This window comes from Amycolatopsis sp. NBC_01488 (assembly GCF_036227105.1).
Taxonomy (GTDB): Bacteria; Actinomycetota; Actinomycetes; order Mycobacteriales; family Pseudonocardiaceae; genus Amycolatopsis.
On the sequence record NZ_CP109434.1, the window covers coordinates 9,170,400 to 9,194,879 of the forward strand.

Consider the following 24,480-nt stretch of genomic DNA (forward strand, 5'->3'; position numbering starts at 1 on the left):
ACTCAGCCGAAGAAGACTTCGGCTTCCTCGTAGCGCTCGACCGGGACCGTCTTCAGCTCGGCGGTCGCCTCGGAGAGCTTCACGCGGACGATGTCCGTGCCCTTCAGGGCGACCATCACGCCGAAGTCGCCGTCCGCCACCGCGTCGACGGCGTGGAGGCCGAAGCGGGTCGCGAGGACGCGGTCGTAGGCCGTCGGGGTGCCGCCGCGCTGGACGTGGCCCAGGACCACCGCGCGGGACTCCTTGCCGGTGCGGTGGGCGATCTCGTCGGCCAGCCAGGTGCCGATGCCGCCGAGGCGGACGTGCCCGAAGGCGTCCTTCTCGCCGGTGAGCAGCTTCTCCTCGCCGCCCTCGGGCAGCGCGCCCTCGGCGACGACGATGATCGGCGCGAACTCCTTCTCGAAGCGGCGCTCGACCCAGGAGACGACCTGGTCGACGTCGAACTGCCGCTCCGGCACCAGGATCACGCTCGCGCCGCCGGCGAGGCCGGAGTGCAGCGCGATCCAGCCGGCGTGGCGGCCCATGACCTCGACGACCAGCGCACGGTGGTGCGACTCGGCCGTGGTGTGCAGCCGGTCGATCGCCTCGGTCGCGATGGAGACCGCGGTGTCGAAGCCGAACGTGTAGTCGGTGGCGCCCAGGTCGTTGTCGATCGTCTTGGGCACGCCCACGACGCCGACGCCGTCGTCCGTGAGCCGCTTCGCGACGCCGAGGGTGTCCTCGCCGCCGATCGCGATCAGCGCGTCGACGCCCTGGTCGGCCAGGACCTGCTTGATCTTCTCGACGCCGCCGTCGACCTTGTACGGGTTGGTGCGCGAGGACCGCAGGATGGTGCCGCCGCGGGTGAGGATGTCCTCGACGTCATTGAGGCCGAGCGGGCGGCTGTCCCCGGTCAGCGGGCCGTTCCAGCCGTTCCGGAAGCCCACGAAGTCCCAGCCGTGGACCTCGATGCCCTTACGCACCACCGCGCGGATCACCGCGTTGAGCCCCGGGCAGTCGCCGCCGCCGGTCAGCACACCGACACGCATGAGAAGCCTCCGTCTGTTCTCTGGAGATGGCAGTCACATTTCGTCGAGAGCCAGCGTAGCGGCAAACGTCTTGATCGGTGCAGCCCGGACCACGTGCCGCATCGGTCCGGCTCCGGGCTGTGCTACCTTGGCTGCGTGCAGCGCTATTTCTGGTTTACGAAGCCGGCCCCGGGTGGGCACGGCGGCGTGAACCTGCGCTGACCGCCACCCCGAGCCGGATCTCCCAACCGGCTCGGCGAATCCTCCGCGGGTCGGTGTCCACCAGGAAGGACCACCCCCGCGATGACTCTCTCGGCCGGACCCGCCACGATCGGCGATCTCGACGCCGCGCGCACGACGTCGATCAGTCCGCTCATCTCGCCCGCGCTGCTACGCGAAGACCATCCGGTCGACGCCGCGGTCGCCAAGGTCGTGCGGCAGGGCCGCGCGGAAACGGTCGACATCCTCGAAGGCCGGGACGACCGGCTGCTCGTGGTCGTCGGCCCGTGCTCGGTGCACGACCCGGAAGCCGCCCTCGACTACGCCCGCAAGCTGGCCGCCAAGGCCGACGAGCTGCACGCGGACCTGCACGTCGTCATGCGCGTGTACTTCGAGAAGCCGCGCACCACGCTGGGCTGGAAGGGCCTGATCAACGACCCGGACCTGGACGGGACGTTCGCCGTCAACAAGGGGCTGCGGCTGGCGCGCAAGCTGCTGCTCGACGTCTCCGGGCTCGGCCTGCCGGTCGGGTGCGAGTTCCTCGACCCGATCACGCCGCAGTTCATCAGCGACATCGTGACGTGGGGGTCGATCGGCGCGCGGACCGCGGCGAGCCAGGTGCACCGCCAGCTGTGCAGCGCGCTGTCGATGCCGGTGGGCATCAAGAACTCGACCGAGGGCGACGTCCAGGTGGCGGTCGACGCGACGCGTGCGGCCGCGGCGAGCCACGTGTTCCCGGGCATCAGCACCGACGGCCTGGCGGCGCTGCTCACGACGGCCGGCAACCCGGACTGCCACGTGATCCTGCGCGGCCACAACGCCGGCCCGAACTACGACGCGGCAACGGTGGCGGACACGCTGGCGCGGCTGGCGAAGTCGGGGCTGCCGGAGCGCGTGATCATCGACGCGAGCCACGGCAACAGCGGCAAGGACCACGTGCGCCAGGGCGAAGTGGTGCGCGAGCTGGCGGCACGGATCGGCGCCGGCGAGCGCGGGATCAGCGGGCTGATGATGGAGAGCTTCCTCGCGGCCGGGCGGCAGGACCTTGCGCTGGGGCACCCGGAGAAGCTGACGTACGGCCAGTCGATCACGGACGCCTGCCTGGCGTGGGACGACACGGCCCCGCTGCTGGACGAGCTGGCCGCGGCGGTGCGGGCGCGCCGCTGAGAGGTCCCCGGCCTGGGGGTCCCCCGGTTTTCACGTTACCGGGGACCCCCGACGGTTTCGGGCCGTCAGCGCAGCAGCGGCAGCCATCCGACCAGCCGGTCGACGCGCTTGCGCGGGCCGTGCAGGGCGACGCCGACGCTGTCGAGGCCCGCGGTGGGCGTGGCCGCCATCCTGGCCGTGTACTCCTCGTAGGTGCGGCAGCTCTGGGCGAGCGCGCTGAAGGCGACGAAGAAGAGTTCGCTGTCTTCGGCGGCCGCCCGGACGATGGCGGCGATCTCCTCGCGCGAGGCCGTCAGGATCGGCAGCGGCACGTGGATGATCCCCGGATGCGCGACGCCGTCGGCGTCCTCGACGTCGGCCCCGACGAGCCCCTCGACCCGGTGCCCGAGGGTCACCGACAGGACGCCCGCGGCGTTGGCCGCCAAGCCCACGGGCAGCTCCGCGCCGACCACGATCGCGCACTTGTGCCGAGCCTTCACTTCCGGCTCCCGAGGAAAACGCCGGCGAGCACGACGGCCCCGCCGAGCAGCTGAGAAAGGGCCAAGCTCTCCCCGGCAAGCACCACGGCCCAGCCGAGACCTGCCACCGGGACCACGTTGAGCAGGTTGACCGCGACGCTCGGCTCCAGCCCGCGGAGTCCGTGGTTGTACAGCAGGAAAGCCGCCACCGAGCAGAAGACCGCGAGGAAGCCGATCCGCAGCAGGGTTCCTCCGGTCGGGACGCTCCAGCGGCCCGTCTCCGTCAGCGACAGCAGGACGAAACCGCCCGCGCCCGCCAACGTCTGGTAGTACGTGACCACGATCGGCGAGGCGCCGGAACGGTCCCGGCGTACGACCAGGTTGTAGGCCGCCCAGGCGACGCCGCCGGCGACCAGCAGCACGTCGCCCCACAGCCGGTGTCCCCCGCCGGAGTGCTCCCGCACGACCAGCCAGACCCCGGCGAGAGCCACCAGCATGCCCACCAGCCGGACCGGGGAGAACGCGGCGCGGCCGGACAAGACCAGCGTGATGATCGGGTAGGCGGCGACGATCAGCGTCGCGTCGGACGCGGTCGCCAGGTCGACGCCGGCGTTTTCCAGCGCGAAGTACGCCGTGATCCCGAGCAGGCCGGCGCCCCCGATGGACAAGCGCTGCCGGGCGGATGGCTGAGGAGAACGGCGCGCCGCGATGCCGAGAACGAGCGCGGCGAGGACGAACCGCAGCGCGCCGAGGGTCATCGGCGGGATCTCCGCCAGTGCGACTTTGGTGACCGCGAACGAGCTGCTCCAGATCAGCGCGGCGGCCAGGACGGCGGCCACGCAGCGGCCACGCGTTTCTGTGATCATGGCGTGAGACTAGGCAGCGAACGGACAGAGTCCGAAGAACATCGTGTTGGATTCGGCAACTCACGCGGAACGCCGAATTGCACACCAGTACGAGGAAAGCGCGGGCGAGATGGACGAACTGGATTCGGCGCTGCTGACCCTCCTGCAGGAGGACGCCAAGCAGACCAACAAGGAGCTGGCCCGCAAGCTGCACATCGCGCAGTCGACGTGCCTGGAACGGGTGCGGGACCTGACCCGGCGCGGGATCGTGCGCGGGCACCACGTCGACGTCGACCTGAAGAAGATCGGCCGTCCGGTGCAGGCGATGGTCGCGGTGCGGCTGCGTCCGCCCGACCGGGCCGTGATCGAGTCGTTCCGCGCGTTCGTGGCGGGGCTGCCCGAGGTGCTGTCGGTGTTCGTGATGTCCGGCAGCGACGACTTCCTGCTGCACATCGCGGTCGCCGACAACGACCACCTGAGTGGGTTCGTCCTCGACCGGCTGACCCAGCGCAAGGAGATCGTCGACGTCCGGACGTCGGTGATCTTCAGTCACGTCCGCCGCACCGTGGTAACGCCGGTGGTGCCCGACGCGTGAGCGTCAGCGGCGGTGGAAGTACTCCTCGATGACTTCCCAGCGCGCGAGGTTGTGCTTCGCGTCCGCGAGGGCGTCGTGCTGGTCGGTGGGGGCCGACGGCAGCTTCGGCTTGCCCGCGTCCTCCCACCGCTGGCGCAGGTCCCGCGTGAAGCGCGGCAGTTGCCGCGGCAACGCCGGCATCGGACCCCACAGCTGGGCGAGCGCGACGTGGTCGTACGCGGCGAACCACGCCCACAGCTCGATCCCACCCGGGGGCTTGCCGAAGAACTCCAGCAGGTCGGCGCGGATCTTCTCGCGGCTGCGCCACGCTTTGTCGGCGGGCGACGGCAGCTTGTCCAGGACGTTGTCCCGGACCCACTGCCCGGCCTTCGAGGGATCGAACTCGGTCGAAACCGCGTAGAACTCGCGGCCCCGCTCGTCAACGACACCGATGGACACCAGGTCGATGGTCACGCCGTCTTCGATGAACTCGGTGTCGTAGAAAAAACGCACCGGTGAACCCTAGTGGTGCGTCAGCCGACCTTGGACTCGGGCACCCGGGCCGCGTCCTGGGCGGTCGGCTGGGCGGGCACCTTCGGCTTCAGCCCGGCGGCTTCGGCGGCCAGCAGTTCCTTGGCCTTGGCCGCGTAGATGTCGACGTACTCCTGGCCGGACAGCTCCATCAGCGCGTACATGATCTCGTCCGTGATGGACCGCTCGATGAAGCGGTCACCGGCGAGACCTTCGTAGCGCGAGAAGTCGAGCGGCTTGCCGAAGCGGACTTCGAGGCGCCGCGGCCACCACATCTTGGAGCCGATCGGGTTGACCTTGTCCGTGCCGATCATCGCCACCGGGACGACGACGCCGCCGGACTCCAGCGCGATCCGGGCGACGCCGGTCTTGCCCTTGTACAGGCGGCCGTCCGGGGAGCGGGTGCCCTCGGGGTAGATGCCGAGCAGGTGGCCGGCCTTGACCAGGCGGATCGCCGTGTCGAGCGCGGCCTGCGCGGCGTTGCCGCCGGAGCGGTCGATCGGGAACTGGCCGACGCCGGTGAAGAACCACTTCTTGAGCAGGCCCTTGAAGCCGGGCTCGGTGAAGTACTCGGACTTGGCCGGGAAGGTCACCTTGCGCTTGACGCGCAGCGGCATGAAGAACGAGTCCGCGACCGCCAGGTGGTTGCCGGCCAGGATCGCGCCGCCGGTCTCCGGGATGTTCTCCGCGCCGACGACCTTGGTCGGCCACAGCGTCTTGAGCAGCGGTCCGATGAATACCCACTTCATGAGCCAGTACAGCACCGGTGCCTCAGTCCTCCATCGCAGCTCAACCCCTGTCACCCGCGACGGCCAGCCTACGAACCCCGGTGGCCGCCGCACAACGGAGACCACCCGGTTACCACCCGGCAGCGATCGATCTCACAGGGAATTCCGGGTCCGGGCGGAGCCCCACAACGCCCGCGAGCCGTGAGAGCATGGACGAATCCACCGCTCACACGGAAGGCGATCGCATGGGCGTGCTCGCCGGCGCGGAACCGTTCGGCCACACCGGTTCGGCCGAGACCGGGTTCCTGCTCTGCCACGGGTTCACCGGTACCCCGGCGAGCATGCGGGCCTGGGGTGACCACCTGGCCGGGGCCGGGTTCACCGTGCGCTGCCCGCTGCTGCCCGGCCACGGCACCCGCTGGCCGGATCTCAACCGCACGACGTGGGAAGACTGGTACGGCGCCGTCCGCGAGGCGCTGCTCGCGCTGCTCTCGACGTGCAAGACGGTGTTCGTCGGCGGCCTTTCGATGGGCGGGACGCTCACCCTGCGCCTGGCCGAGGAGTTCGGCGACCGGATCGCCGGGATCGTCCTGGTCAACCCGTCGGTGACCCGGCTGAAGTGGGACACGCGGCTGCTGCCGGTGCTGGGCCGGATCGTGCCGTCGGTGCCGGCGATCGCGAACGACATCAAGAAGCCGGGCGAGACGGAGCTGGCCTACCCGCGCACGCCGGTGCGCGCCGCGGCGAGCCTGGCGAAGCTGTGGGCGCTCGTGCGCGCGGACCTGGGCAAGGTCACGCAGCCGGTGCTGCTGCTGCACTCGTCGGTCGACCACGTCGTCGAGCCGGTCAACTCGCAGCTGGTGCTGCGGGGCGTCTCGAGCACCGACGTCACCGAGGTCGTGCTGGAGAACAGCTACCACGTCGCGACGCAGGACAACGACGCCGAGGTGATCTTCACGCGCAGCGTCGAGTTCGCGAAGGCGCATGCCGCACAGCCCGAGGAGACCGCATGAGCCGGGGGAAGGACGGGCCGGAGGACGTCGACGCGACGTTCGCCGAGATCGTCGCCGACCTGCGCGCGGACGGGTTCGGGCTCCCCGAAGAAGACACTGCCGACACCGCGGACACCGCCGAGGCGGCCGGCGGCGCCGAGAGCGAGTCGCGCCGGACGCCGGACCGGCCCGCCGAGCCGCCGGCCGTGGACACCCCGCCGGAGCCCGGCTGGCGGTCCGGGGGCACGTCGTGGGACGCGACGATGTTCTCCGACGACCCGGCGGGCGACGACGAGCACTACGTCCCGCCGGAGCCGCCGCCGCTGCCGCGGCCGAAGATGGGCGCGTTCCTCATCCTGCTGCTGTTCCTGGCCGGGCTGTTCCTGCTGATCCTGCCGAACGCGATCGGCGTGGGCCCGACGGTGGCGACCCCGCTGGGCATCCTCGCGCTCGCGACGTCGATCGCGTTGCTGCTGCTCCGCGTGCGCCAGGGGCCGCCGCCCGGCGCCGACCCCAGCAACGGCGCCCAGGTCTGATCCGACGGCGATGCACATCGAGTTCAGCCCTTCGCGGCGATCGACCGTCGGCGCGGAATGGGAACTCGGCCTGGTCGACCGGCGCAGCGGCGAGCTGTCCTCGGTCGCCGAGCAGATCCTCGAGGCCGTCCGCCCCGACGGCCCGGCCGAGCACCCGAAGATCAAGCAGGAGCTGCTGCTCAACACCATCGAGGTCACCACCGGCGTCTGCGACACGATCGCCGAGGCCAAGGCCGACCTGGCGGAGTCCCTCGACGTCCTGCACGGGGTCGCCGACCCGCTCGGCGTCGAGATGTTCTCGGCCGGGACGCACCCGTTTTCGAACTGGTACCAGCAGAAGGTCACGGACAAGGAGCGGTACGCGAAGCTGATCGACCGGACCCAGTGGTGGGGACGGCAGATGCTGATCTACGGCGTGCACGTCCACGTCGGGGTCGACCACCGCGACAAGGTGCTGCCGATCCTCGACGCGCTGCTCAACTACGCGCCGCACCTGCAGGCGCTCTCGGCGTCTTCGCCGTACTGGGGCGCCGAGGACACCGGGTACGCGTCGAACCGGGCGCTGATGTTCCAGCAGCTGCCGACGGCCGGGCTGCCGTTCCAGTTCCGGAAGTGGGCCGAGCTGGAGAGCTACGTCGAGGACATGTTCACCACCGGCGTGATCGACCACTTCTCGGAGATCCGCTGGGACATCCGGCCGGCGCCGCACCTGGGCACCATCGAGATGCGCGTCTGCGACGGGCTGCCGACGCTGGAGGAGGTCGGCGCGATCGCGGCGCTGACGCAGTGCCTGGTCGACGACTTCAGCGAGCGCCTCGACGACGGCGAGATCTTGCCGACGCTGCCGCCGTGGCACGTCCAGGAGAACAAGTGGCGCGCGGCGCGCTACGGCACGGACGCGATCATCATCCTGGACGCGGCCGGGCGCGAGCGGCTCGTCACCGACGACGTCGCCGACCTGCTGGACCGGCTCGACCCGGTGGCGCGGCGGCTGGACTGCGTCGCCGAGCTGCGCGACGTCGAGACGATCTTGAAGTACGGGCCGAGCTACCGGCGGCAGCGGGCGGTCGCGGAACAGCACAAGGGCAGCCTCAAGGCCGTGATGGCGTCCCTGGTCGCGGAGATGCGCGACGGGATCTTGAAGGACTAGAGCTCGTCGAGCTGACTGCGGAGCGTGCCCGGGCCGAGGATCGACGCGCCGAGGGCTTCGACGCGCCTTTTCAGCTCACGGTCGGCCGTCGCGACGAGGGTCTTCCCCTTCTGCTGCGCGACGACCTCGACGATCTTCGAGTCGCCGTCGGTGTCCGCCGCGACGACTTCGACGCCCGTGGTTCCCGTGACGTGCTTGGCCTTGCCTTCGACGACCAGGACGATCCGCGGCCACCAGGTCACGGTGGCGTCGTCCGGGTCCGGCACGCCGGCTTCGGCGAGCTTGGCGAGCTGGTCGCGCAGGCGCTCGGCGGCGCCGTGCCGGTCGCGCCACCAGCCGTCCGGCCGCGAGCCGACGACGTTGGCCGCGTCGACCACGAGGACCAGCTCCTGCCCGACGCGGTCGCGCAGGTGCGGCCAGGCGGCGGCGAAGTCGCGGTGCAGCCGGTAGCCGGGCACGTCGTCGGGGTCCACCCAGCGCACCTCCGCACTTTCGGTGTTGGCGACCCGCGCCTCGGCCCCGTCGGCCAGGGCGAGGACGGTGGTGTAGCTCCACTCCCCATGATCCACCACGGAAGCCGAGACCGCCCGGAACGCCTCGGCGGGGAGGGAGGCTTCTTCGAACGCTTCGCGGGCGGCGGCTCCTCGCGCCGTCTCACCGGCTTCGATGGCCCCGCCGGGCAGCGCCCAGGTGCGGCCGTGGTGCACCCACCAGGCGCGCCGCTGCAGGAGAACGCCGCGCGCGGGATCGACGAGCAGCAGCCCGGCGGCGCCGTAGCGGCCCCAGTGCAGGTGCCCGCAGGAGCAGCGGACGAAGACGCTCGCGGACGGGGCACTCACCCGTCCAGCCTGTCACACTCCCGCTACCGCGGTCGTGAGTGGGAAACTGGCTTAGAACACTGTGCGCTGTCTCAGGACATATCGGACAGATATGTCTCAGGACTTCCCGGACAGTTTCTGGTTGGTGAGGCGTTGGTAGCGTACCGAGCGGTCTAGCGTGAGTTGGCGGGCGACCGTGTCGTCGACCATGACGGTGACGCGGTCGCCTTGCCAGTAGACGGTGGCGGCGTGCCCGGCCCAGGTGCGTCCCAGGACGATGGAGCAGCCGGAGAAGGCGATCACGCCGGTGGCGGAGACGGGGCGGGTGGTGACGCCGCTGGGCCGGCGGGGCCCGGTGGCGGGGGTGGCTTTGGGGCGGGCGTCGTAGCGTTGCTGGGGTGTCTGACCGTCGAGGCTTTGGTGGCGGCGGTTGTTGTACTCCTGTCGGTATTCGTCGAGAAGCTGTTGCAGGGCAGCAAGGTTCTTGGCGGGTGGTCGGGCGGCGAGCCATTTCTGCAAGGTCTGGTGGAGGCGTTCGTTTTTGCCGCAGGTCTGCGGGTGGTGCGGGGTGGAGGCGATGCTGGTGACCCCGAGTTCGGCGAGGTGGCGTTCCAGTTCGACCATCCAGCCGCGGTGGCGGCCGGTGAAGGCGAGCCCGTTGTCGGACAGGAGTTTTACAGGTACGCCGTAGCCGGCGAAGGCGTGTTGTAGCGCGGTCCAGGTGTCGGCGGTGGTTTCGCCGGGGGCGGCGTAGGAGCCGACGTCGAGGCGGGAGTGGTCGTCGAGGATCTGGAGGATGCAGACCTTGGTGCCGTCGGCGAGGTGGTGCTCCATGCCGTCGATCTGCCAGCAGCCGTTGGGGTCGGCGTAGGTGAACCGGCGCCGGGTCCGGGGTTTCTTGCGCGGCTGCGGGACGATCTGGCCGTGGGCGCACAGGATCCGGTGGATCGAGGCCCGCGACGGGACCGGGGTGACCCCGGCGTCCTTCAGCCGCCAGCGGATGGAGATCGGGCCGTTGTCGAGGCCTGCCTCGGCCAGTTCCTTGCGGGCCCGCAGCACCGCCTCGGCCACCGCCGCGCTGAGGGTGCTGGGGCGGTGGTGCGGGGCAGTGCTGCGGCGGGTGAACCCGCTGGCTCCCTCCGTGCGGAACCGGGTTACATACTTGTAGAAGGTGTCCCGGGACACGCCGTGCTCGTGGCAGAACCGCGCCACGTTGATCTTCTCGCCGTGAGCGGCCTGCGCGACCGCGGCGACGAACTCAGGATCCATCGAAAACCCTGTTCTGCCCATCGCCGCATGATCACCACAAAAGCCCTGGTCACCACACCGACAGGCCGATCAGTGTCCGCGATGTCCTGAGACATCAACTGTCGGCGATGTCCTGAGCTGCGGCACAGGGTTAGAACACTGTTTCTCACTCACGACCAGCCGCGGCAGACTCGGGACCGGCGTGCTTCGCGCCGGTCAGACCGGGGTCTTGACTGCCGCTTCCAACGCCAGGGCCGCCGCGCCCACGATTGCCGTGTCGTCGCCCAGGTGGGCCGTCCGGATCCGGGCCAGCGGCCGGTGCCTCGCTCCCGTGATCGCCCCCGCGTAGTGCTCCCGAGCCTCGTCCAGGAACAACGGCGCCGACTCCGACACGCCGCCGCCGATCACGATGATCTCCGGGTCGAACACGTCCGCCACCAAGGCCAGGCCTTCGCCGAGCCACTTGGCCAGCTCCGCCATCGCCAGCTGGGCGATCGGGTCGCCGTCGCGGGCCGCGCCGGCCACTCGCCGGCCCGTCACCGAGCCCGGGTCGCCCGCGACCTGGGGGGCCAGCACCGTCGAGCGGCCCGGGTGGCGCGCCAGCAGCTCCACCGCCGTCGCCGCCAATGCCGTTCCGCTGCAGTAACGCTCCCAGCAGCCGTACTTGCCGCACGGGCACGGCCGGCCGCCGCGGACCACCGTCAGGTGGCCCAGCTCGGGCGCCACTCCATACGCGCCGCGGAACAGCTTGCCGTCCAGCAGCAGGCCCGCTCCGATGCCCGTGCCCAGCGCCACCAGCGCCGCCACCTGGGCGCCGCGGGCCGCGCCGAAGCGGTGCTCGCCGACGATCGCCGAATTGACGTCGTGCTCCAGCAGCACCGGCAGGCCGACGCGCTTCTCGATCCGGTCCGCGACCGGCGCACCGCGCCAGGCCAGGTGCGGCGCGAACATCACCGACCGGCGGTCGCGCGCCACGAAGCCGGCCACCGCGAGCCCGACCCCCGCCACCTCGTGCCGGTTGCGCAGGTCCTCGACGACGCCGGCGATGGCGTCCTCGAGGGCGCCTTCCTCGCTCGGCGTCGACACGCGTGCCGTGTCGAGCAGGGAGCCGTGCTCGTCCACCACGCCGGCCCGGACGCTCGTCCCGCCGACGTCCACCCCTATCGTCCGCACTCAGCTCTCCCGATCCGGCCGCCACTCGTCCCGTCTGCGGACGGTGATGTGCTGCACCCGCGACGACGCGGGGGTGTCCGCGGGCCGCGGTGCGGGCCGGAACCCGGGCATGTGCAGGCCACCCTCCGGCTCCCAGCGGTCCGCGAGCACCGCGCGCAGCAGGGCGACCAGCTGCGCGAGCTGCTCGACCAGCCGCGCGACCAGCTCGGGCCGCTCACCTCGCACAACGGCGACGATCGCACAGAGCGGGCACCACCCGCACGCCGAACCGTCCGCTTTCGCCTCGTCAGGCGTTCCGTGCCCCGCGGCGACCACGCCTTCGAGCCACGGCGCCGCCTTCTCCACGACCAGCTCGACGAGCAGGCGGAGTTCCTCCGCGAGCCGCGGCCCGTGTTCGTCTTCGCTCACCCGCGTCCCCGGTTCCCGGCCAGGCGCACGGCCAGGCCGTCGGCGTCGGATTCCGCGCCGGTGATCCGGCACGGCCGCAGCGACTCCGGCAGGGCGATGAGCCTGCGGAAGCCGTCCACGGTGATCGCCAGGTCGTCGTCGACGCGGGCGAGGTCGACCTCGGCGTCCCGCCCGAGCGGGATCGCGATGCGCAGCGTGTACCCGTCCGGCGCGGGCCGCACCCGCAGCAACGGGGTCACGGGCGTCCCGTCGCCGTCCAGGGGGTCGGCGCCGTGGTAGAGCTCGGCGGCGATCTCCAGCAGCGCGGGCAGCCCGACCGGTTCGAGCGCGCGGTGCTCGACGCGGGACACCGCCGTGAACCCGGCCGCCGCGAGTTCGCCGAGCACGGCGTCCTGCTGCGTCCGGCGGGTGCGCAGCCACGAAGCGGCGCCGCCGCGCCAGATCCCGGGTGCGGGCATCAGGCGGTTGGCGATCAGGCCGTCGACGGCGATGCCGCGCAGGGCCAGGGAGCTGAGCGTGCGCCGCGCCTCGGCGACGACCACCCGCTCCGGCGTCAGCACCAGCCGGACCGTGGTGACCGACGGCTGGGTGAGCAGCGTGCGCAGCCCGTCGAGGTGGGCGCCGAGCCGGCGCACCGGCTCGGTGACGCGGCGCCCGAACACGCGGGGCAGGTAGCCGGAGACGGCTTCGGGCAGGGCGAGCAGCCGCAGCGTCTCGGCCGTCGGCCCGCAGTCGACGACGATGGTCTCCCACGGCCCGTCCTCGGCCAGCCGGCGGACCTCGGTGAGGGCGAGCAGCTCGTCGACGCCGGGCAGGACCGTCAGCTCCTCGGCGTCCAAGGTGTCGAGGCCGACGCCGGCCAGGAAGGTCTGCAGCTCGGCGCGCAGCCGGTGCCAGGTGGTGTCCACCAGGGTGCGCGAGTCGATCTGCACGGCCGAAAGCAGCGCGTCCACTTCGGACGGTTCGGCGCCGAGCGGGTGGCCGAAGGCGTCGCCGAGCGAGTGCGCCGGGTCGGTGGACACGACGAGCGTCTTCCTGCCGCGGGCCGCCAGTGCGGCGCCGGTGGCCGCGGCCAGCGTGGTCTTCCCGACACCCCCCTTGCCGGTGAACAGCAGGATCCGCACGCGGCTACCCCTCGGCCCGCTTCTTGAGCTCCTTCAACGCGGTGTCCATGACCATCTTCTCGGCCTTGCGGCGCAGCAGGCCGATCATCGGCAGCGCCAGCTCGACCGACAGCGTGTAGGTGACGCGCGTCCGGCCGCCGAGGTCCTCCAGCGCGTACCGGCCGTTCTGCGCCTTCTGCATCTGGCCCTTGACCAGGTGCCAGCTGACGCCGAGGCCGTCGCCGTCCCAGTCGTACTCGAGGGTGTAGACGTCCTTGATCGGGCCCGCGTCGAGGGTGAGCTTGACCTGCTTGGCGCGCCCGGCACCGTCGGTGTCGAGGACCTCGGCCTGCCGGACGGCCTTGGCCCATTCCGGGTACGCGGGGAAGTCGGCGATCACGGCCATCACCCGGCTGGGCTCGGCGTCGACCTCGATGGACTGTGTGGACTGCTCGGCCATGGGACGAAGCGTAGCCGCCGCGGTCGGTCACCAGCGCAGCACGTACGGCTGTCCGGTTTCCTTGAAGTGACCCACGTTACGGCACTCGGTCAGGCCGACCCGGGCACGCGAGGCGAGCGGCTGGTGCACGTGCCCGAACACCGACCAGCGCGGCCGCTGGGCGCGGATCAGCTCCAGCAGCGCCGTCGAGCCGATCTCGCTGCGGCGCGCGACGACGTCGTAGGTCAGCTCGGGCAGCGCGGGCGGACCGTGCGTGCACAGGACGTCGACCTCGGTCAGCGCGGCCACGCTCGCGTCGTAGTCCTCGCGATCCCGCAGGTAGGGACGCCACGCGGCACCCTTGCGGCGGCGCGGGACGACGCCGTCGGGCAGCAGCGCGCCGCCGACGAACCCGAACCGCAGGCCGCCGATCTCGGCCACCTCGCCGTCCAGCACCTGGATGCCCTCGCCGGCGAACTCGGGCCAGAGCGCCGGGGTGTCGACGTTGCCGGGGGTGGCGTAGGTGGGCGCGGTCATCGCCGCGAACAGCGCCGCGTACTGGGTGTGGATGGCCTCGTCGACGGCGCCGGCCGGGTCCTCGAGGCTCGCCCAGAGCGTCCGGGAGAAGGCAACGGTTTCGTCACGGGTGCCCTCGCGGCGCAGCCGGGCGAACTCGCCCACCTTCTCCGCGCCGAACAGGGCACCCATGATGCCCTTCTCGTGCTCCCGGTAGTCGACGAAGTCCAGCAGGTCGCCGAGCACGACCAGCGCGTCGGCCCCGTCCCCCGCCCGCTTCAGCGCGTCCGCGTTGCCGTGCACGTCCGAGACGACGTGTACCCGCACCCCTGGTCCCCTTACTCGTCACCGCGCGGCGGAACTCCGGGCTCGCGCCCGTCCTCCAGGATCTCCTTGAGCCCGAGTGCGATCGCCTTCGCCGCGCGGGCCCGCCGGTCGAACTCCCGGCGCAGGTCGCGTGGCGCCAGTGCCCGGGGCGTCCCGGCCGCGTCGGCGGGGGTCGCCCGCAGGAAGTAGTGCAGCAGGGTGCCGTCGAGCACCGGCTCGAGCCAGACCTCCATCGTACCGACGAGCGCGCCCCGCACGGTCCAGCGCAGACCCTTGTCGCCCCGGTCGGTGTAGACCTCCAGGACCAGGTCGGGCCAGTAGCGCCGCCAGGACGCCGGTGCGGCGAAGACCGCGGCCACGGTGGCCGGCGGAACGGCGAGGAACGTCTCGTCGACGATGTCGAGTGAGGGTGGCGCGTTCACGTGCGAAGAATGTCACGCCCTCGCCGTGCAGGGGCGATCAGCATGGTCTTAAGGTGCTCACCACGCTAAGTTGACTGGCGGGTAACAGCGGTGTCGCCCACCGCACGCGTTGAACACGGAGGTCCACGTGCGCGAATACAGCGCTCCCGCCGGCAAGCCGGTGGCCGACGACGAGAACATGTCCGATGTCGTCTGGGCGAACGCCGAGCGGTTCTCCGACGTGGTGAGCTTCCGCCGCCAGGTCGACGGGACCTGGCTGGACGTCACGGCCAAGGAGTTCGCCGGCCAGGTGCTGGCCGTGGCCAAGGGCCTGGCCCAGGCCGGGATCGGCCGCGGCGACCGCGTCGCCATCATGTCCAAGACCCGCTACGAGTGGACGCTGATCGACTTCGCGATCTGGGCGGCGGGCGCGGTGACGGTGCCGATCTACGACACCTCCTCCCCCGAGCAGGTGTACTGGATCCTCTCCGACTCGGCCGCGAAGGGCGTGTTCGTCGAGACGAACGGCCACGCCGCGGCCGTCGGCGAGATCCGGGACCGGCTCACCGAGCTGGACCACACGTGGCAGATCGAGGGCGACTCCCCCGCGGTCGAAGAGCTCTCCGCGATCGGGGCGACGCTGTCGGACGACGAGCTGCACGAGCGCCGCCGCGACGTGACCGCGGACGAGCTCGCCACGATCGTCTACACCTCGGGCACCACCGGCCGCCCCAAGGGCGTCGAGCTGACCCACCGCAACCTGCTGGCCGAGATCCGCGCCGACATCGAGGCGTTCCCGCAGCTGATGGAGCAGGGCAACTCGCTGCTGTGCTTCCTGCCGCTGGCGCACGTGCTGGCCCGCGCGATCGCCGTGACCGCGCTCACCGCCCGCGTCACCCTCGGGCACACCCCGGACGTCAAGAACCTGGTCGCCGACCTGGGCACGTTCCGCCCGACGTTCGTCGTCGCGGTGCCGCGCGTGTTCGAGAAGGTCTACAACTCGGCGAAGCAGAAGGCCCACGGCGACGGCAAGGGCAAGATCTTCGACGCCGCCGAGGCCGTCGCGGTCGCCTACAGCGAGGCGCAGGACAAGGGCGGCGCCGGGGTCGCGCTGAAGGCCAAGCACCTGGTGTTCGACAAGCTCGTCTACGGCAAGCTGCGCGCGGCCCTCGGCGGCCGCTGCGTCGCGGCGGTGTCCGGCGGCGCCCCGCTCGGCGCGCGGCTGGCGCACTTCTTCCGCGGCATCGGCGTCCCGGTGTTCGAGGGCTACGGCCTGACCGAGACGTCCGCGGCGGCGAACGTCAACACCCAGACGGCGTTCCGCGTCGGCACGGTCGGCAAGCCGGTCAACGGCACGTCGGTCCGCATCGCCGACGACGGCGAGGTCCTGCTCAAGGGCGACGTCGTCTTCCGCGCGTACTACAACAACCCGCAGGCGACGGCCGAGTCCCTCACCGACGGCTGGTTCCACACCGGCGACCTCGGCGAGCTGGACGTCGACGGCTTCCTCAAGATCACCGGCCGCAAGAAGGAGATCATCGTCACGGCGGGCGGCAAGAACGTGGCGCCGTCCGGCCTCGAGGACACCATCAAGGCGGCCCCGCTGGTCAGCCAGGCGATGGTGGTCGGCGACCAGCGCCCGTTCATCGCGGCGCTGGTGACGGTGGACGAGGAGTATTTCCCGGCGTGGAAGTCCCAGCACAACAAGCCTTCTTCGGCGACGGTCGCGGATCTTTCGGCCGACCCGGACCTGCTCGCGGAGATCCAGGCCGCCGTCGACGAGGCGAACAAGCAGGTGTCGAAGGCCGAGGCGATCAAGAAGTTCACGGTGCTGGCCAACGACTTCACCGAGCAGGGCGGCGAGATCACGCCGAGCCTGAAGCTGAAGCGCAACGTGGTCTCGAAGAACTACGCCGACGCGATCGAGGGCCTGTACAAGAAGTGAGTGCTCACCGCTGGGCCGCGATGAAGTCGCGGTACCAGCGGTAGCTCGCGCGTGGGGTGCGCTGCTGCGTCGCGTAGTCCACGTGCACCAACCCGAACCGGTGCTGGTAGCCGTGGGCCCACTCGAAGTTGTCCAGCAGCGACCAGCAGAAGTACCCCCGCAGGTCGACGCCCGCCGCCGCGGCGGTGCGTGCTGCCTCGATGTGCTCGCTCAGGAACGAAATGCGCTCGTAGTCGGCCAAATCGCTCCGGTCGGCGTACACGCAGCCGTTCTCCGTCACGTACATCGGCGGCAGCCCGGGGTAGCGGTTGTGCAGGCCGACCAGGGCTTCGATGAGGCCCTCCGGCTCCACCGGCCAGCCCATGCCCGTGCGCGGGACGTCCGGCAGGCGCGTCGTGTCCACGCCGATGTCGGTCACCGTGCGCTGCGCCGGGTCGGGCTCGCGGTGCGGCGCGTCCGCCACGTGCAGCCGGTAGTAGTAGTTGACGCCCAGGTAGTCCAGCGGCGCGGCGATCGTCTGCAGGTCGCCGTCGTGGCGGAACGAGAAGTCCGACACGCCGTCGAACATCGCCGCCAGGCCCGGCGCGTACCGGCCGCCGAACAGCGGGTCGGTGAACTGGCGCCGCAGCAGCGTGTCCTGACGCGCGGCCGCCGCGGCGTCCGCGGCCGAGTCCGTCACCGGTATCGCCGGCGACTGGTTGAGGACGATCCCGAACTGATGCCGCGGCAGTGCCTGCGAACGCATGGCCCGCACCGCCAGGCCGTGGCCGAGCAGCAGGTGGTGCGCGGCGGCGAGGGCGCCGTGCCCCTCCCGCGCGCCCGGCGCGTGCCGTCCTTCGCCGTAGCCCGCGACCGCGCACGGGTACGGCTCGTTCAGCGTCGTCCAGTGGTCGACGACGTCGCCGAGTTCTTCGTGCACCAACGCCGCGTAGTCGGCGAACCGCGACGCCGTGTCGCGCGACCGCCAGCCGCCGTCGTCCTCCAGGGCCTGCGGCAGGTCCCAGTGGTACAGCGTCAGGAACGGCTCGATCTCCTGCTCGCGCAGGGCTTCCACGAGCCGCCGGTAGAAGTCGAGGCCCCGGCGTTCGGCGCGGCGGCCGTCCGGCTGGATCCGTGGCCAGGACACCGAAAACCGGTAGGAGTCGACGCCCAGGTCGCCGAGCAGGGCGAGGTCGGCACGCCAGCGGTGGTAGTGGTCGGCCGCCGGTTCGCCGGTGTCGCCGCCGGCGATCGCGCCGGGCACCGCCGCGAAGGTGTCCCAAATGGACGGTCCGCGCCCGTCGGATCGGATGGCGCCCTCGATCTGGAAGGCCGACGTCGCGACGCCCCAGCGAAAGCCGGGCGGGAAACTGGTGGTCACGGTGATCTCCGGGAGGGTCAGCCCTTGAGCGCGCCCTGCATGATGCCGCCCACGATCTGGCGGCCGAACAGCAGGAACACGAGCAGGACGGGGACGGTGCCGATGGTGGCGGCGGTGAGCACGAGCGTGTAGTCGGTGGTATAGCCACTGGCCAGTGTGGACAGTGCGGTTTGGACGGTCGGGTTCTCCGGCACCAGCACCACCAGCGGCCAGAAGAAGTCGTTCCACGCCTGCATGAACGTGAACAACCCGAGCACCGCCGCGGCCGGGCGAGCGGCCGGCAAGGCGACGTGCCAGAACAGCCGCAGCGAGCCGCAGCCGTCCATCCGCCCGGCTTCCAGCAGCTCCAGAGGCAGCGCGCGGTCGAAGTACTGGCGCATGAAGAACACGCCGAACGCGGTCACCAGGCCGGGCACGATCACCGCCTGCAACTGCCCGGCCCACCCGAAGTCGGCCATCATCATGTAGAGCGGCACGACGCCCAGCTCCGTCGGGATCGCCTGGGTGGCGACCACGACGAGCAGCAGCACAGTCCGGCCACGGAACTTCAGCTTGGCGAAGGCGAATCCGGCCAGCGTCGAGAACAGCACCACGGACACGGTGATCGTGCCCGCGACGATCATCGAGTTCCCGAGCGCCAGCGCGAAGTCCGTCTCGTCGAAGACGCGGGCGATGTTCTCGAACAGGTGCCCGCCCGGCACGAGGACCGGCGGCACCCGGCCGACCGCCTCCGTCGTTTGCGAGGAGACGACGAACGACCAGTACACGGGGAACGCCGAGCCGGCCAGGATCGCGACCAGCGCGGCGTAGGTCCACGGGCTCGCGACCCGCCGGACGAGCCGCCGCGTGCGGCCGGGCGTCGCCGGCGGCGCGGGCGCGGCCGGGGTCAGCACGGAAGTCATGTCCGCTCCTCAGTCCGTTTGGATGCGCCGGGTCACCAGGTACGACAGGCCCGCGACGAGCATCGTGGCCACGGCCAGGATCAGCGCGATCGCCGAGCTGTAGCCGAAGTCGTACTTGGTGAACCCCTGCTCGTAGAGGTAGAGCGCGGCGGTCTGGAACTGCCGGTCCGACCCGCCGGTGGCGGCCGCCGTGCCCGGGTTGAACAGCAGCGGCTCGGCGAGCAGCCGCATGTTCCCGGTCGTCGCGATCACCGTGGAGAAGATGATCTGCGGCCGCAGCAGCGGCACGGTGATCCGCCAGAACTGCTGCCACCCGCGGGCGCCGTCGAGCGTCGCGGCTTCGTACATGCTCGACGGGATCGCCTGCATCGACGCCAGGAAGATCAGCGCGTGGTAGCCGGTCCAGCGCCACACCACCATCGCCGCGATGGCGGTGTGCGAGCTGGCCGTGCCGGCCTGCCAGTCGACGTGCCCGCCGCCGAACCAGCTCAGCACCCAGTTCACCAGGCCGAAGTCCCGGCCGAACAGCTGCGCGAAGATGATCGTCACCGCCGCCACCGAGGTGATGTTCGGCAGGATCATCCCCATCCGGAACAGCGTCCGGCCGTGCAGCCTGCGGTTGAGCAGGTGCGCGACGGTGAGCGCGAACAGGATCTGCGGGATCGTGGTCAGCAGCCACAGGCTGACCGTGTTCCCCATCGCGTTCCAGAAGTACGGGTCGTGGAACAGCAGCTGCTCGTAGTTGCCGAACCCGATGAACGTCGCGCCCTCGGCGTCGAGCAGGTTGCGCTTCTGCAGCGACACGAAAGCCGTGTACAGCAGCGGGAACAGCCCGAAGACGCCGAAGATCAGGAAGTAGGGGCTGATGAAGCCGAACGGCGACAGCTTGACGTCCCACTTGTGCCGCCGGTCGGCCCAGGAGAGGGCCATCACTTCAGCTTCGCGACGTCACCGACCAGCTGCTGCCACGCCGCCGCGCCGTCCTGCTTGCCCTGCTCGACGCGCTGCATCGCGTTGCCGAACTCGGTCTGGACATCGCCGGCCTTCGGGCCCTGGTACTGCGGGTTCAGCTTCTTCGCCGCGTCGGTGAAGAGCTTGCCGACGGGCGCGTTGTTGAAGAACGGGTTGGTGTAGCCGGTGATCTTCGGGTCGTCGTACAGCGACGGCGTCGAGGGCAGCAGGCCCTGGCTGGTGAACACCTTCGCCTGCTGCTCGGGGGCGGTCAGCCACGCGGCGAGGTCGGCGGCTTCCTTGGTGTGCTTGCCCTGCTTCGGCACGGTCAGGTACGAGCCGCCCCAGTTGCCGCCCCCGCCGGGCACGGTCGCGACGTCCCACTTGCCCGCGGTGTCCGGTGCCTGGTCCTTGATCTTGGTCATCATCCAGGCCGGGCAGGTGACGGTGGCGAACTGGCCCTGGGTGAAGCCGGTGTTCCAGGTCGGCGTGCTGTAGAGCAGGCCCGCGGAGAGGTTCGCCTTGACGGCGTCGACGACCTGGTCCCAGCCGGTCCGCAGCGCCGGGTTGCGGTCGACGACGAGCTGGTCGCTCTGGTCGTAGTAGCCGACCGGCGCCTGGCCGACGATCGCGTTGAGCACGGTCGGGCCGCCGTCCATGAACTTGACGCCGTTCGGGCGTGGGCCTGGAAGCGCTTACCCGCGTCGAAGAACGCCTGCCACGTCGGCCAGAGCGCGGAGACGGCGTCGCGGTCGGCGGGCAGGCCCGCCTTTTCGAAGAGGTCGCGGCGGTAGCAGATGGCCAGGCCGCCGACGTCGGTGCCGTAACCGATCTGCTGCCCGCCCTTGGCCAGCGACGCGGACCACTTCCAGCCGAGCCAGCGGTTCTTGAGCTGGTCGCCGCCGACGGTGTTCAGGTCGACGAACTTGTCCGGCGTCGCCTTGAACTGGGCGACGTACCCGGTGTCGATCGCTTCGATGTCCGCGGCGCCGCCGCCGGTGGCCAGGTGCGCGGCCAGGTTCTTGTGGTGGTCGGAGTAGGCGGCGGTCCGCTCGGTGATTTCGATGTCCGGGTGCGCCGCCTGGTACTCCTTGATCAGGTCGGTGTAGCCGAAGTTGCCGAAGAGGCCGAGGCTGAGCTTGATCTTGCCGCCGCCGGCGTCGCCGCTCCCGCAGCCGCTCAACGCGGTGACAGCGGCGCAGACGACCGCCAGGACGAGGCGGGTTGTCGTTTTCGGGCGCATGAGATCTCCGTTGTTCTGCGGGCCGGTCGGAAAACGCGGGACCCATGAGAGCGCTCCCAGCAGCCCTTCGTCAAGTAACGAAATGGCAACACGTCGGGGTATTTACCCAGTCAGAGATCGTGTGTTAGGAATGTAACCGGTTACAGCTGTGATATTCGAGGCTTCGCCTCGGTCGGGGGCTCCGCCACCCGAACCCCCGAAAGCAGCACAGGAGGTCAGCATGGTCACCGCCCGCGAGATCGCCCAGCTCTGCGGGGTTTCGGTCGCGACCGTGTCGCGGGTGTTCAACCGCCCCGCCACGGTCAGCGCGACGACGCGCGAACACGTCGAGCGCGTTGCCCGAGAGCTCGACTTCTCGCCGAACGAGTCGGCCCGGGCCCTGTCGCGGCAGCAGTCGGCGATGGTCGGGCTGGTCTGGGACACCGACCACCGGCGGCCCGGCTGGCGGCACCCGTTCCTGCAGGACCTGTTGCTGGGCCTCAAGTCCGCGCTCAGCTCGCACGGGTACCACCTGCTGATGCTCGCCACGAGCGACGACGCCCGCGACCGCCACCCGGGCGTGTCGCTGGCCGACCCGATCGCGTACGTGCGCATGACCCGGCGCCACCACCTGGCCGGGCTGGTGCTGATCGACAGCGGGACCGACGCCGAGGCGTTCACCGCGTTCGCCCAGTCCGGGCTGCCGTGCGTCGCGCTCGACGTGGCGCTGTCGGGGCCGCGGGCGACCTACGTGACCTCGGACAACGCGGCGGGCGCGGCGGAAGCCGTCCGGCACCTGGCCGCGCTGGGCCACGACCGGATCGCGACGATCACCGGCCCCCGCGGCAACGCGCCCGCCGCCGCCCGCACCGAGGGCTACCGGCGCGGGCTGGCCGAAGCGGGGCTGCCGGCGCGTGCGGACTTCGTGGTCACCGGCGACTTCTACCGCGAGAGCGGGTTCGTCGGGATGCGGCGACTGCTGGCCCGCAAGGACCCGCCGACGGCGGTGTTCGCGGCGAGCGACGAGATGGCGGTCGGCGCCCTGCTGGCGGCCCGCGCGGCCGGCCTGCGGGTACCGGCCGACCTGGCGGTCGTCGGGTTCGACGACATCGAGGTGGCGTCCCTGGTCGACCCGGCGCTGACGACCGTCGCCCAGGACAAGCCGGGCTTCGGCACCGCGGCGGCGGGGGCGTTGCTGGCGATGATCGAAACCGGGACGGCGCCGGATCCGGTGCACTTGCCGACGAAACTGGTGGTCCGCGACTCCTGCGGCACCTAACCGCCGATCTTGGTGTCCCAGTCGATGTGGTGCTCGTAGACCCAGCCCGGCTTTTCGCCGACGTCCTGCCCCGCGCTCGCGGCCACCAGCTTCTCCACCCGCTCGCGTCGCAACCCTTCGTACGCGGTGAAAGCCGACACCGGATCCGGCAGGTCGCGCAGGCACTGCGCCAGGATCACGCCGTCCTCCAAGGCCATCGACGCACCCTGCGCGGCAGCCGGGGACGCGGCGTGCGCGGCGTCGCCGGTCAGGACCATTTCCGGAGTCGACCAGACGCGCGTCTCGGGAACGTCGTAGGAGTGGCCGCCGAACACCTCGTCGCCGGTCGCCGCGATGATTTCCGCGCACGGCAACGGTTCCCCGGCGAACGCCGCGTGCGCGAACTCGCGCCAGCCCGCCGGGGTGACCGCCGCGATCTCGTCGCGGGGCCGCTCGGTGTCCGGGATGCGGGCGAACCAGAACGTGGCGCCGTCCGGGTCGGTCGTGAACCCGAACGCCGCCTTGCTGCCGCGGACCATCCGGTAGAGCCCGGGCGCCGACGGCAAACCGGGCGCGCGCGTGTAGCCGTAGACGATGGTCAGCCCGGTGTAGCGCGGCTCGTCCGCGGCCGGGTCGATCAGCCGCCGGACGACCGAGCGCAGGCCGTCGGCACCGACCAGGACGTCTCCGGTCTCGGTGGTTCCGTCAGCGAACTCGGCCGTGACGCCGCCGGCCCCGGTCCGCGCGCCCACCAGCCGTTTCCCGCGTTTGAGCGGTACGCCCCGGCGCGCGGCTTCGTCCTGCAGGGCGCGGTAAAGCGTCGCGCGGGTCAGCGTGCGCGGCCGGTCGCGGCCTTCGGTGTCGAACTCGTTCTGCCCCACTGTTTCCCCGGTCGGGGCAACGAGCTCGACGCCGTACGCGGCGAAGGACGCGTCGATCACCGGCCGGTCGGCGCCGATCGCGCGCAGGGCGTCCATGCCGTTGTGCATGATCGTGAGGAACGCGCCGATGTCGTCCCCGCCGGCCGGGTAGGCCTCGAAGACCACCGGATCGTGTCCCGCGAGCTTCGCCGCCATCGCCGTGACCGTGCCGGAAATGCCGCCACCCGCGACCAGAACTCGCACCCTGCTCCCCCTCGTGGACTCCGCGTGCCGCCGCTCACGACGTTACCGTGACGGCGGCACGCGGCGCTCACTCCTTGGCGCCACTGGTCGCGATGTCGCCGTTGAGGCCGCGCGGGTAGAACCCGCCCGAGGAGACCTTGTCCGGGTTGAGGTAGGCGATGTTGAGCACGCGGTCGGCCGAACGCCCGAACGCGATGCCGTTGGCGTCCGCGGGGACGAGGTTCGCCTTGCCGTCCTTGAGCACGCCTTCGTCGTCGTCGGCCTTGCCGTCGAGGCTGTCGCGGGCGTCGGAGATCTTGTTCGTGACGTCGCCCAGGCCGCGTTCGAACAGCTGCGAACGCACGATGCCCGCGTGGTAGGCCTCGACCGCGAGGATGCCCGCCGCCGCGTCGAGGAACGTCTTGTTGTTGACCAGCGGCGCCGCGCCCTTGTAGGCCGACACGCCAACGTCTTCGAACAGGAACGCGGCGAGCAGGAAGTTGTTCTCGCTCGCGAACGGGTCGAAGGTCTGCTGCTTGTTGATCACGCCCGCCGCCTGCATGGCGGCGGTGAAGCTGTTCTGGAAGTCGATCTCCGGCTGCGCGACGGCGGCCTTGTCGAGCGCCTTGCGCAGGAACGTCACGTGCGCGACCTCGTCGCCGGCGATCTCCTGGACGATCTGCTTGGTCTGCTCGCTCTTGAACTTCACGGCGTGTCCGCCGGAGACCTTGCCCAGGTTGCCGATGCCGTTGACGTACTTCTCGTTCAGCCCGTAGCCGTAGACGGCGAACGAGTACAGGTTCGCCTCGAGGTACTCCAGGTTGAGCGCGAAGTTCAGCACGGCGGCGTCGCTGGCGGCCTCCTTCGCCGCGTCACCGCCCTGCGCGCCGTACTGCTGCGTCGCGCCGGCCGAGCCGAGGCCCAGCGACAGCGCGGTACCGAGCGCACCGGCGCCCGCGACGCCGAGGCCCGCCGCTCCCGCAGCCTTGAGGAAGCGGCGGCGGTCGGTCGCGTTCTCCGCGCTGCGCTCGATCAGCTGCTCTGTGTAGCGTTTTCCGAACACCGGGGGACGTCCTCTCGTGACGAGTTCGTCCACCTC

The 24,480-nt window shown here is 71.0% G+C and carries 26 protein-coding genes and 1 pseudogene; 7 read left to right on the plus strand and 20 right to left on the minus strand.

Annotation, left to right across the window (positions count from 1 at the left end):
• Positions 1-2 precede the first annotated feature (2 nt).
• Positions 3-1,028 (minus strand): 6-phosphofructokinase, encoded by a 1,026-nt coding sequence (locus OG738_RS43020; protein ID WP_329049745.1) that lies wholly within the window; start codon positions 1,026-1,028, stop codon positions 3-5.
• Positions 1,029-1,310: 282 nt separating this feature from the next.
• Between OG738_RS43020 and OG738_RS43025 the strand changes: the two genes are divergently transcribed.
• The gene (locus OG738_RS43025) at positions 1,311-2,393 is read left to right on the plus strand and encodes a 3-deoxy-7-phosphoheptulonate synthase (protein WP_329049746.1); all 1,083 of its coding nucleotides are present in this window, start codon (positions 1,311-1,313) and stop codon (positions 2,391-2,393) included.
• 65 nt (positions 2,394-2,458) lie between these two features.
• On the opposite strand, the gene OG738_RS43030 is transcribed toward OG738_RS43025, so the two are convergent.
• Both OG738_RS43030 and OG738_RS43035 read right to left on the minus strand, forming a co-directional pair.
• On the minus strand, positions 2,459-2,872 hold the full coding sequence (locus OG738_RS43030; RefSeq protein WP_329049747.1) for a DUF2000 domain-containing protein: 414 nt from the start codon (positions 2,870-2,872) through the stop codon (positions 2,459-2,461).
• Positions 2,869-3,717 carry a DMT family transporter gene (locus tag OG738_RS43035; protein WP_329049749.1) on the minus strand — a complete coding sequence of 283 codons (849 nt, stop codon included), beginning with the start codon at positions 3,715-3,717 and terminating at the stop codon, positions 2,869-2,871. The genes OG738_RS43030 and OG738_RS43035 overlap by 4 nt, the downstream gene beginning before the upstream one ends.
• Positions 3,718-3,826: 109 nt before the next feature.
• Here OG738_RS43035 and OG738_RS43040 point away from each other — a divergent pair, with 109 nt between their 5' ends.
• Complete coding sequence (locus OG738_RS43040) at positions 3,827-4,291, plus strand: Lrp/AsnC family transcriptional regulator (protein WP_329049750.1); 465 nt, start codon at positions 3,827-3,829, stop codon at positions 4,289-4,291.
• A gap of 3 nt (positions 4,292-4,294) precedes the next feature.
• Here OG738_RS43040 and OG738_RS43045 read toward each other — a convergent pair whose 3' ends face one another.
• Positions 4,295-4,783, minus strand: coding sequence for a polyadenylate-specific 3'-exoribonuclease AS (locus OG738_RS43045; protein WP_329049752.1), 489 nt, complete (start codon positions 4,781-4,783; stop codon positions 4,295-4,297).
• 20 nt (positions 4,784-4,803) lie between these two features.
• Positions 4,804-5,565, minus strand: a complete 762-nt coding sequence (locus OG738_RS43050) for a lysophospholipid acyltransferase family protein (RefSeq protein ID WP_329049754.1) — start codon at positions 5,563-5,565, stop codon at positions 4,804-4,806.
• 209 nt (positions 5,566-5,774) lie between these two features.
• Here OG738_RS43050 and OG738_RS43055 point away from each other — a divergent pair, with 209 nt between their 5' ends.
• Genes OG738_RS43055 through OG738_RS43065 form a run of 3 tightly spaced genes read left to right on the plus strand, consistent with a single transcriptional unit; the run spans position 5,775 to position 8,207 of the window.
• Positions 5,775-6,542 (plus strand): alpha/beta hydrolase, encoded by a 768-nt coding sequence (locus OG738_RS43055; protein ID WP_329049755.1) that lies wholly within the window; start codon positions 5,775-5,777, stop codon positions 6,540-6,542.
• Positions 6,539-7,057, plus strand: coding sequence for a hypothetical protein (locus OG738_RS43060; RefSeq protein WP_329049756.1), 519 nt, complete (start codon positions 6,539-6,541; stop codon positions 7,055-7,057). Before OG738_RS43055 ends, OG738_RS43060 begins: the two co-directional genes overlap by 4 nt.
• Before the next feature lie 10 nt (positions 7,058-7,067).
• Positions 7,068-8,207 (plus strand): glutamate--cysteine ligase, encoded by a 1,140-nt coding sequence (locus OG738_RS43065; protein ID WP_329049757.1) that lies wholly within the window; start codon positions 7,068-7,070, stop codon positions 8,205-8,207.
• On the opposite strand, the gene OG738_RS43070 is transcribed toward OG738_RS43065, so the two are convergent.
• The 8 genes from OG738_RS43070 to OG738_RS43105 form a co-directional block, all read right to left on the minus strand.
• Positions 8,204-9,046 (minus strand): NUDIX domain-containing protein, encoded by an 843-nt coding sequence (locus tag OG738_RS43070; RefSeq protein ID WP_329049758.1) that lies wholly within the window; start codon positions 9,044-9,046, stop codon positions 8,204-8,206. The two genes, OG738_RS43065 and OG738_RS43070, sit on opposite strands and share 4 nt — an antisense overlap.
• Before the next feature lie 96 nt (positions 9,047-9,142).
• A complete protein-coding gene (locus OG738_RS43075) occupies positions 9,143-10,294 on the minus strand; it encodes an IS481 family transposase (protein ID WP_329045404.1) in 1,152 nt (383 codons plus the stop codon).
• A 195-nt stretch (positions 10,295-10,489) separates the two neighbouring features.
• A complete protein-coding gene (locus OG738_RS43080; protein WP_329057041.1) occupies positions 10,490-11,431 on the minus strand; it encodes an ROK family protein in 942 nt (313 codons plus the stop codon).
• Positions 11,432-11,446: 15 nt separating this feature from the next.
• Positions 11,447-11,854: a hypothetical protein gene (locus OG738_RS43085; protein ID WP_329049761.1), complete on the minus strand. Its 408-nt coding sequence runs from the start codon at positions 11,852-11,854 to the stop codon at positions 11,447-11,449.
• On the minus strand, positions 11,851-12,978 hold the full coding sequence (locus OG738_RS43090) for an ArsA family ATPase (RefSeq protein ID WP_329049762.1): 1,128 nt from the start codon (positions 12,976-12,978) through the stop codon (positions 11,851-11,853). The genes OG738_RS43085 and OG738_RS43090 overlap by 4 nt, the downstream gene beginning before the upstream one ends.
• A gap of 4 nt (positions 12,979-12,982) precedes the next feature.
• Positions 12,983-13,417 carry an SRPBCC family protein gene (locus OG738_RS43095; protein ID WP_329049764.1) on the minus strand — a complete coding sequence of 145 codons (435 nt, stop codon included), beginning with the start codon at positions 13,415-13,417 and terminating at the stop codon, positions 12,983-12,985.
• A 27-nt stretch (positions 13,418-13,444) separates the two neighbouring features.
• Entirely contained in the window at positions 13,445-14,239 is a 795-nt protein-coding gene (locus OG738_RS43100; RefSeq protein ID WP_329049765.1) for a metallophosphoesterase family protein, read from the minus strand.
• An 11-nt stretch (positions 14,240-14,250) separates the two neighbouring features.
• Positions 14,251-14,661 carry a polyketide cyclase / dehydrase and lipid transport gene (locus tag OG738_RS43105; RefSeq protein ID WP_329049766.1) on the minus strand — a complete coding sequence of 137 codons (411 nt, stop codon included), beginning with the start codon at positions 14,659-14,661 and terminating at the stop codon, positions 14,251-14,253.
• Positions 14,662-14,788: 127 nt separating this feature from the next.
• Between OG738_RS43105 and OG738_RS43110 the strand changes: the two genes are divergently transcribed.
• A complete protein-coding gene (locus OG738_RS43110; protein ID WP_329049768.1) occupies positions 14,789-16,585 on the plus strand; it encodes an AMP-dependent synthetase/ligase in 1,797 nt (598 codons plus the stop codon).
• A gap of 4 nt (positions 16,586-16,589) precedes the next feature.
• Here OG738_RS43110 and OG738_RS43115 read toward each other — a convergent pair whose 3' ends face one another.
• The 5 genes and pseudogenes from OG738_RS43115 to OG738_RS43135 form a co-directional block, all read right to left on the minus strand.
• The gene (locus OG738_RS43115; protein WP_329049769.1) at positions 16,590-17,945 is read right to left on the minus strand and encodes a GH1 family beta-glucosidase; all 1,356 of its coding nucleotides are present in this window, start codon (positions 17,943-17,945) and stop codon (positions 16,590-16,592) included.
• A 17-nt stretch (positions 17,946-17,962) separates the two neighbouring features.
• A complete protein-coding gene (locus OG738_RS43120) occupies positions 17,963-18,847 on the minus strand; it encodes a carbohydrate ABC transporter permease (RefSeq protein ID WP_329049771.1) in 885 nt (294 codons plus the stop codon).
• A gap of 9 nt (positions 18,848-18,856) precedes the next feature.
• Positions 18,857-19,777, minus strand: a complete 921-nt coding sequence (locus tag OG738_RS43125; protein ID WP_329049773.1) for a carbohydrate ABC transporter permease — start codon at positions 19,775-19,777, stop codon at positions 18,857-18,859.
• Positions 19,777-20,457 (minus strand): extracellular solute-binding protein, encoded by a 681-nt coding sequence (locus tag OG738_RS43130; RefSeq protein WP_329049774.1) that lies wholly within the window; start codon positions 20,455-20,457, stop codon positions 19,777-19,779. Before OG738_RS43130 ends, OG738_RS43125 begins: the two co-directional genes overlap by 1 nt.
• Before the next feature lie 68 nt (positions 20,458-20,525).
• Positions 20,526-21,041: pseudogene (locus OG738_RS43135) on the minus strand (extracellular solute-binding protein); the annotation flags it as partial.
• A 220-nt stretch (positions 21,042-21,261) separates the two neighbouring features.
• Here OG738_RS43135 and OG738_RS43140 point away from each other — a divergent pair.
• Positions 21,262-22,299 carry a LacI family DNA-binding transcriptional regulator gene (locus OG738_RS43140; protein WP_329049776.1) on the plus strand — a complete coding sequence of 346 codons (1,038 nt, stop codon included), beginning with the start codon at positions 21,262-21,264 and terminating at the stop codon, positions 22,297-22,299.
• On the opposite strand, the gene OG738_RS43145 is transcribed toward OG738_RS43140, so the two are convergent.
• Together OG738_RS43145 and OG738_RS43150 are read right to left on the minus strand one after the other, a co-directional pair.
• Positions 22,296-23,402 carry an FAD-dependent oxidoreductase gene (locus tag OG738_RS43145; protein ID WP_329049777.1) on the minus strand — a complete coding sequence of 369 codons (1,107 nt, stop codon included), beginning with the start codon at positions 23,400-23,402 and terminating at the stop codon, positions 22,296-22,298. The genes OG738_RS43140 and OG738_RS43145 overlap by 4 nt on opposite strands.
• A 67-nt stretch (positions 23,403-23,469) precedes the next feature.
• Entirely contained in the window at positions 23,470-24,444 is a 975-nt protein-coding gene (locus tag OG738_RS43150) for a ferritin-like domain-containing protein (protein WP_329049778.1), read from the minus strand.
• Positions 24,445-24,480: the final 36 nt, after the last annotated feature.

Bases quoted from the DNA above. Each gene is read 5' to 3' on its own strand.
- OG738_RS43040 (WP_329049750.1), top strand. From the start codon at position 3,827: ATGGACGAACTGGATTCGGCGCTGCTGACCCTCCTGCAGGAGGACGCC.
- OG738_RS43130 (WP_329049774.1), bottom strand. From the start codon at position 20,457: ATGGACGGCGGCCCGACCGTGCTCAACGCGATCGTCGGCCAGGCGCCG.
- OG738_RS43020 (WP_329049745.1), bottom strand. From the start codon at position 1,028: ATGCGTGTCGGTGTGCTGACCGGCGGCGGCGACTGCCCGGGGCTCAAC.
- OG738_RS43140 (WP_329049776.1), top strand. From the start codon at position 21,262: ATGGTCACCGCCCGCGAGATCGCCCAGCTCTGCGGGGTTTCGGTCGCG.
- OG738_RS43060 (WP_329049756.1), top strand. From the start codon at position 6,539: ATGAGCCGGGGGAAGGACGGGCCGGAGGACGTCGACGCGACGTTCGCC.
- OG738_RS43120 (WP_329049771.1), bottom strand. From the start codon at position 18,847: ATGACTTCCGTGCTGACCCCGGCCGCGCCCGCGCCGCCGGCGACGCCC.
- OG738_RS43065 (WP_329049757.1), top strand. From the start codon at position 7,068: ATGCACATCGAGTTCAGCCCTTCGCGGCGATCGACCGTCGGCGCGGAA.
- OG738_RS43025 (WP_329049746.1), top strand. From the start codon at position 1,311: ATGACTCTCTCGGCCGGACCCGCCACGATCGGCGATCTCGACGCCGCG.
- OG738_RS43055 (WP_329049755.1), top strand. From the start codon at position 5,775: ATGGGCGTGCTCGCCGGCGCGGAACCGTTCGGCCACACCGGTTCGGCC.
- OG738_RS43095 (WP_329049764.1), bottom strand. From the start codon at position 13,417: ATGGCCGAGCAGTCCACACAGTCCATCGAGGTCGACGCCGAGCCCAGC.
- OG738_RS43035 (WP_329049749.1), bottom strand. From the start codon at position 3,717: ATGATCACAGAAACGCGTGGCCGCTGCGTGGCCGCCGTCCTGGCCGCC.
- OG738_RS43125 (WP_329049773.1), bottom strand. From the start codon at position 19,777: ATGGCCCTCTCCTGGGCCGACCGGCGGCACAAGTGGGACGTCAAGCTG.
- OG738_RS43075 (WP_329045404.1), bottom strand. From the start codon at position 10,294: ATGGATCCTGAGTTCGTCGCCGCGGTCGCGCAGGCCGCTCACGGCGAG.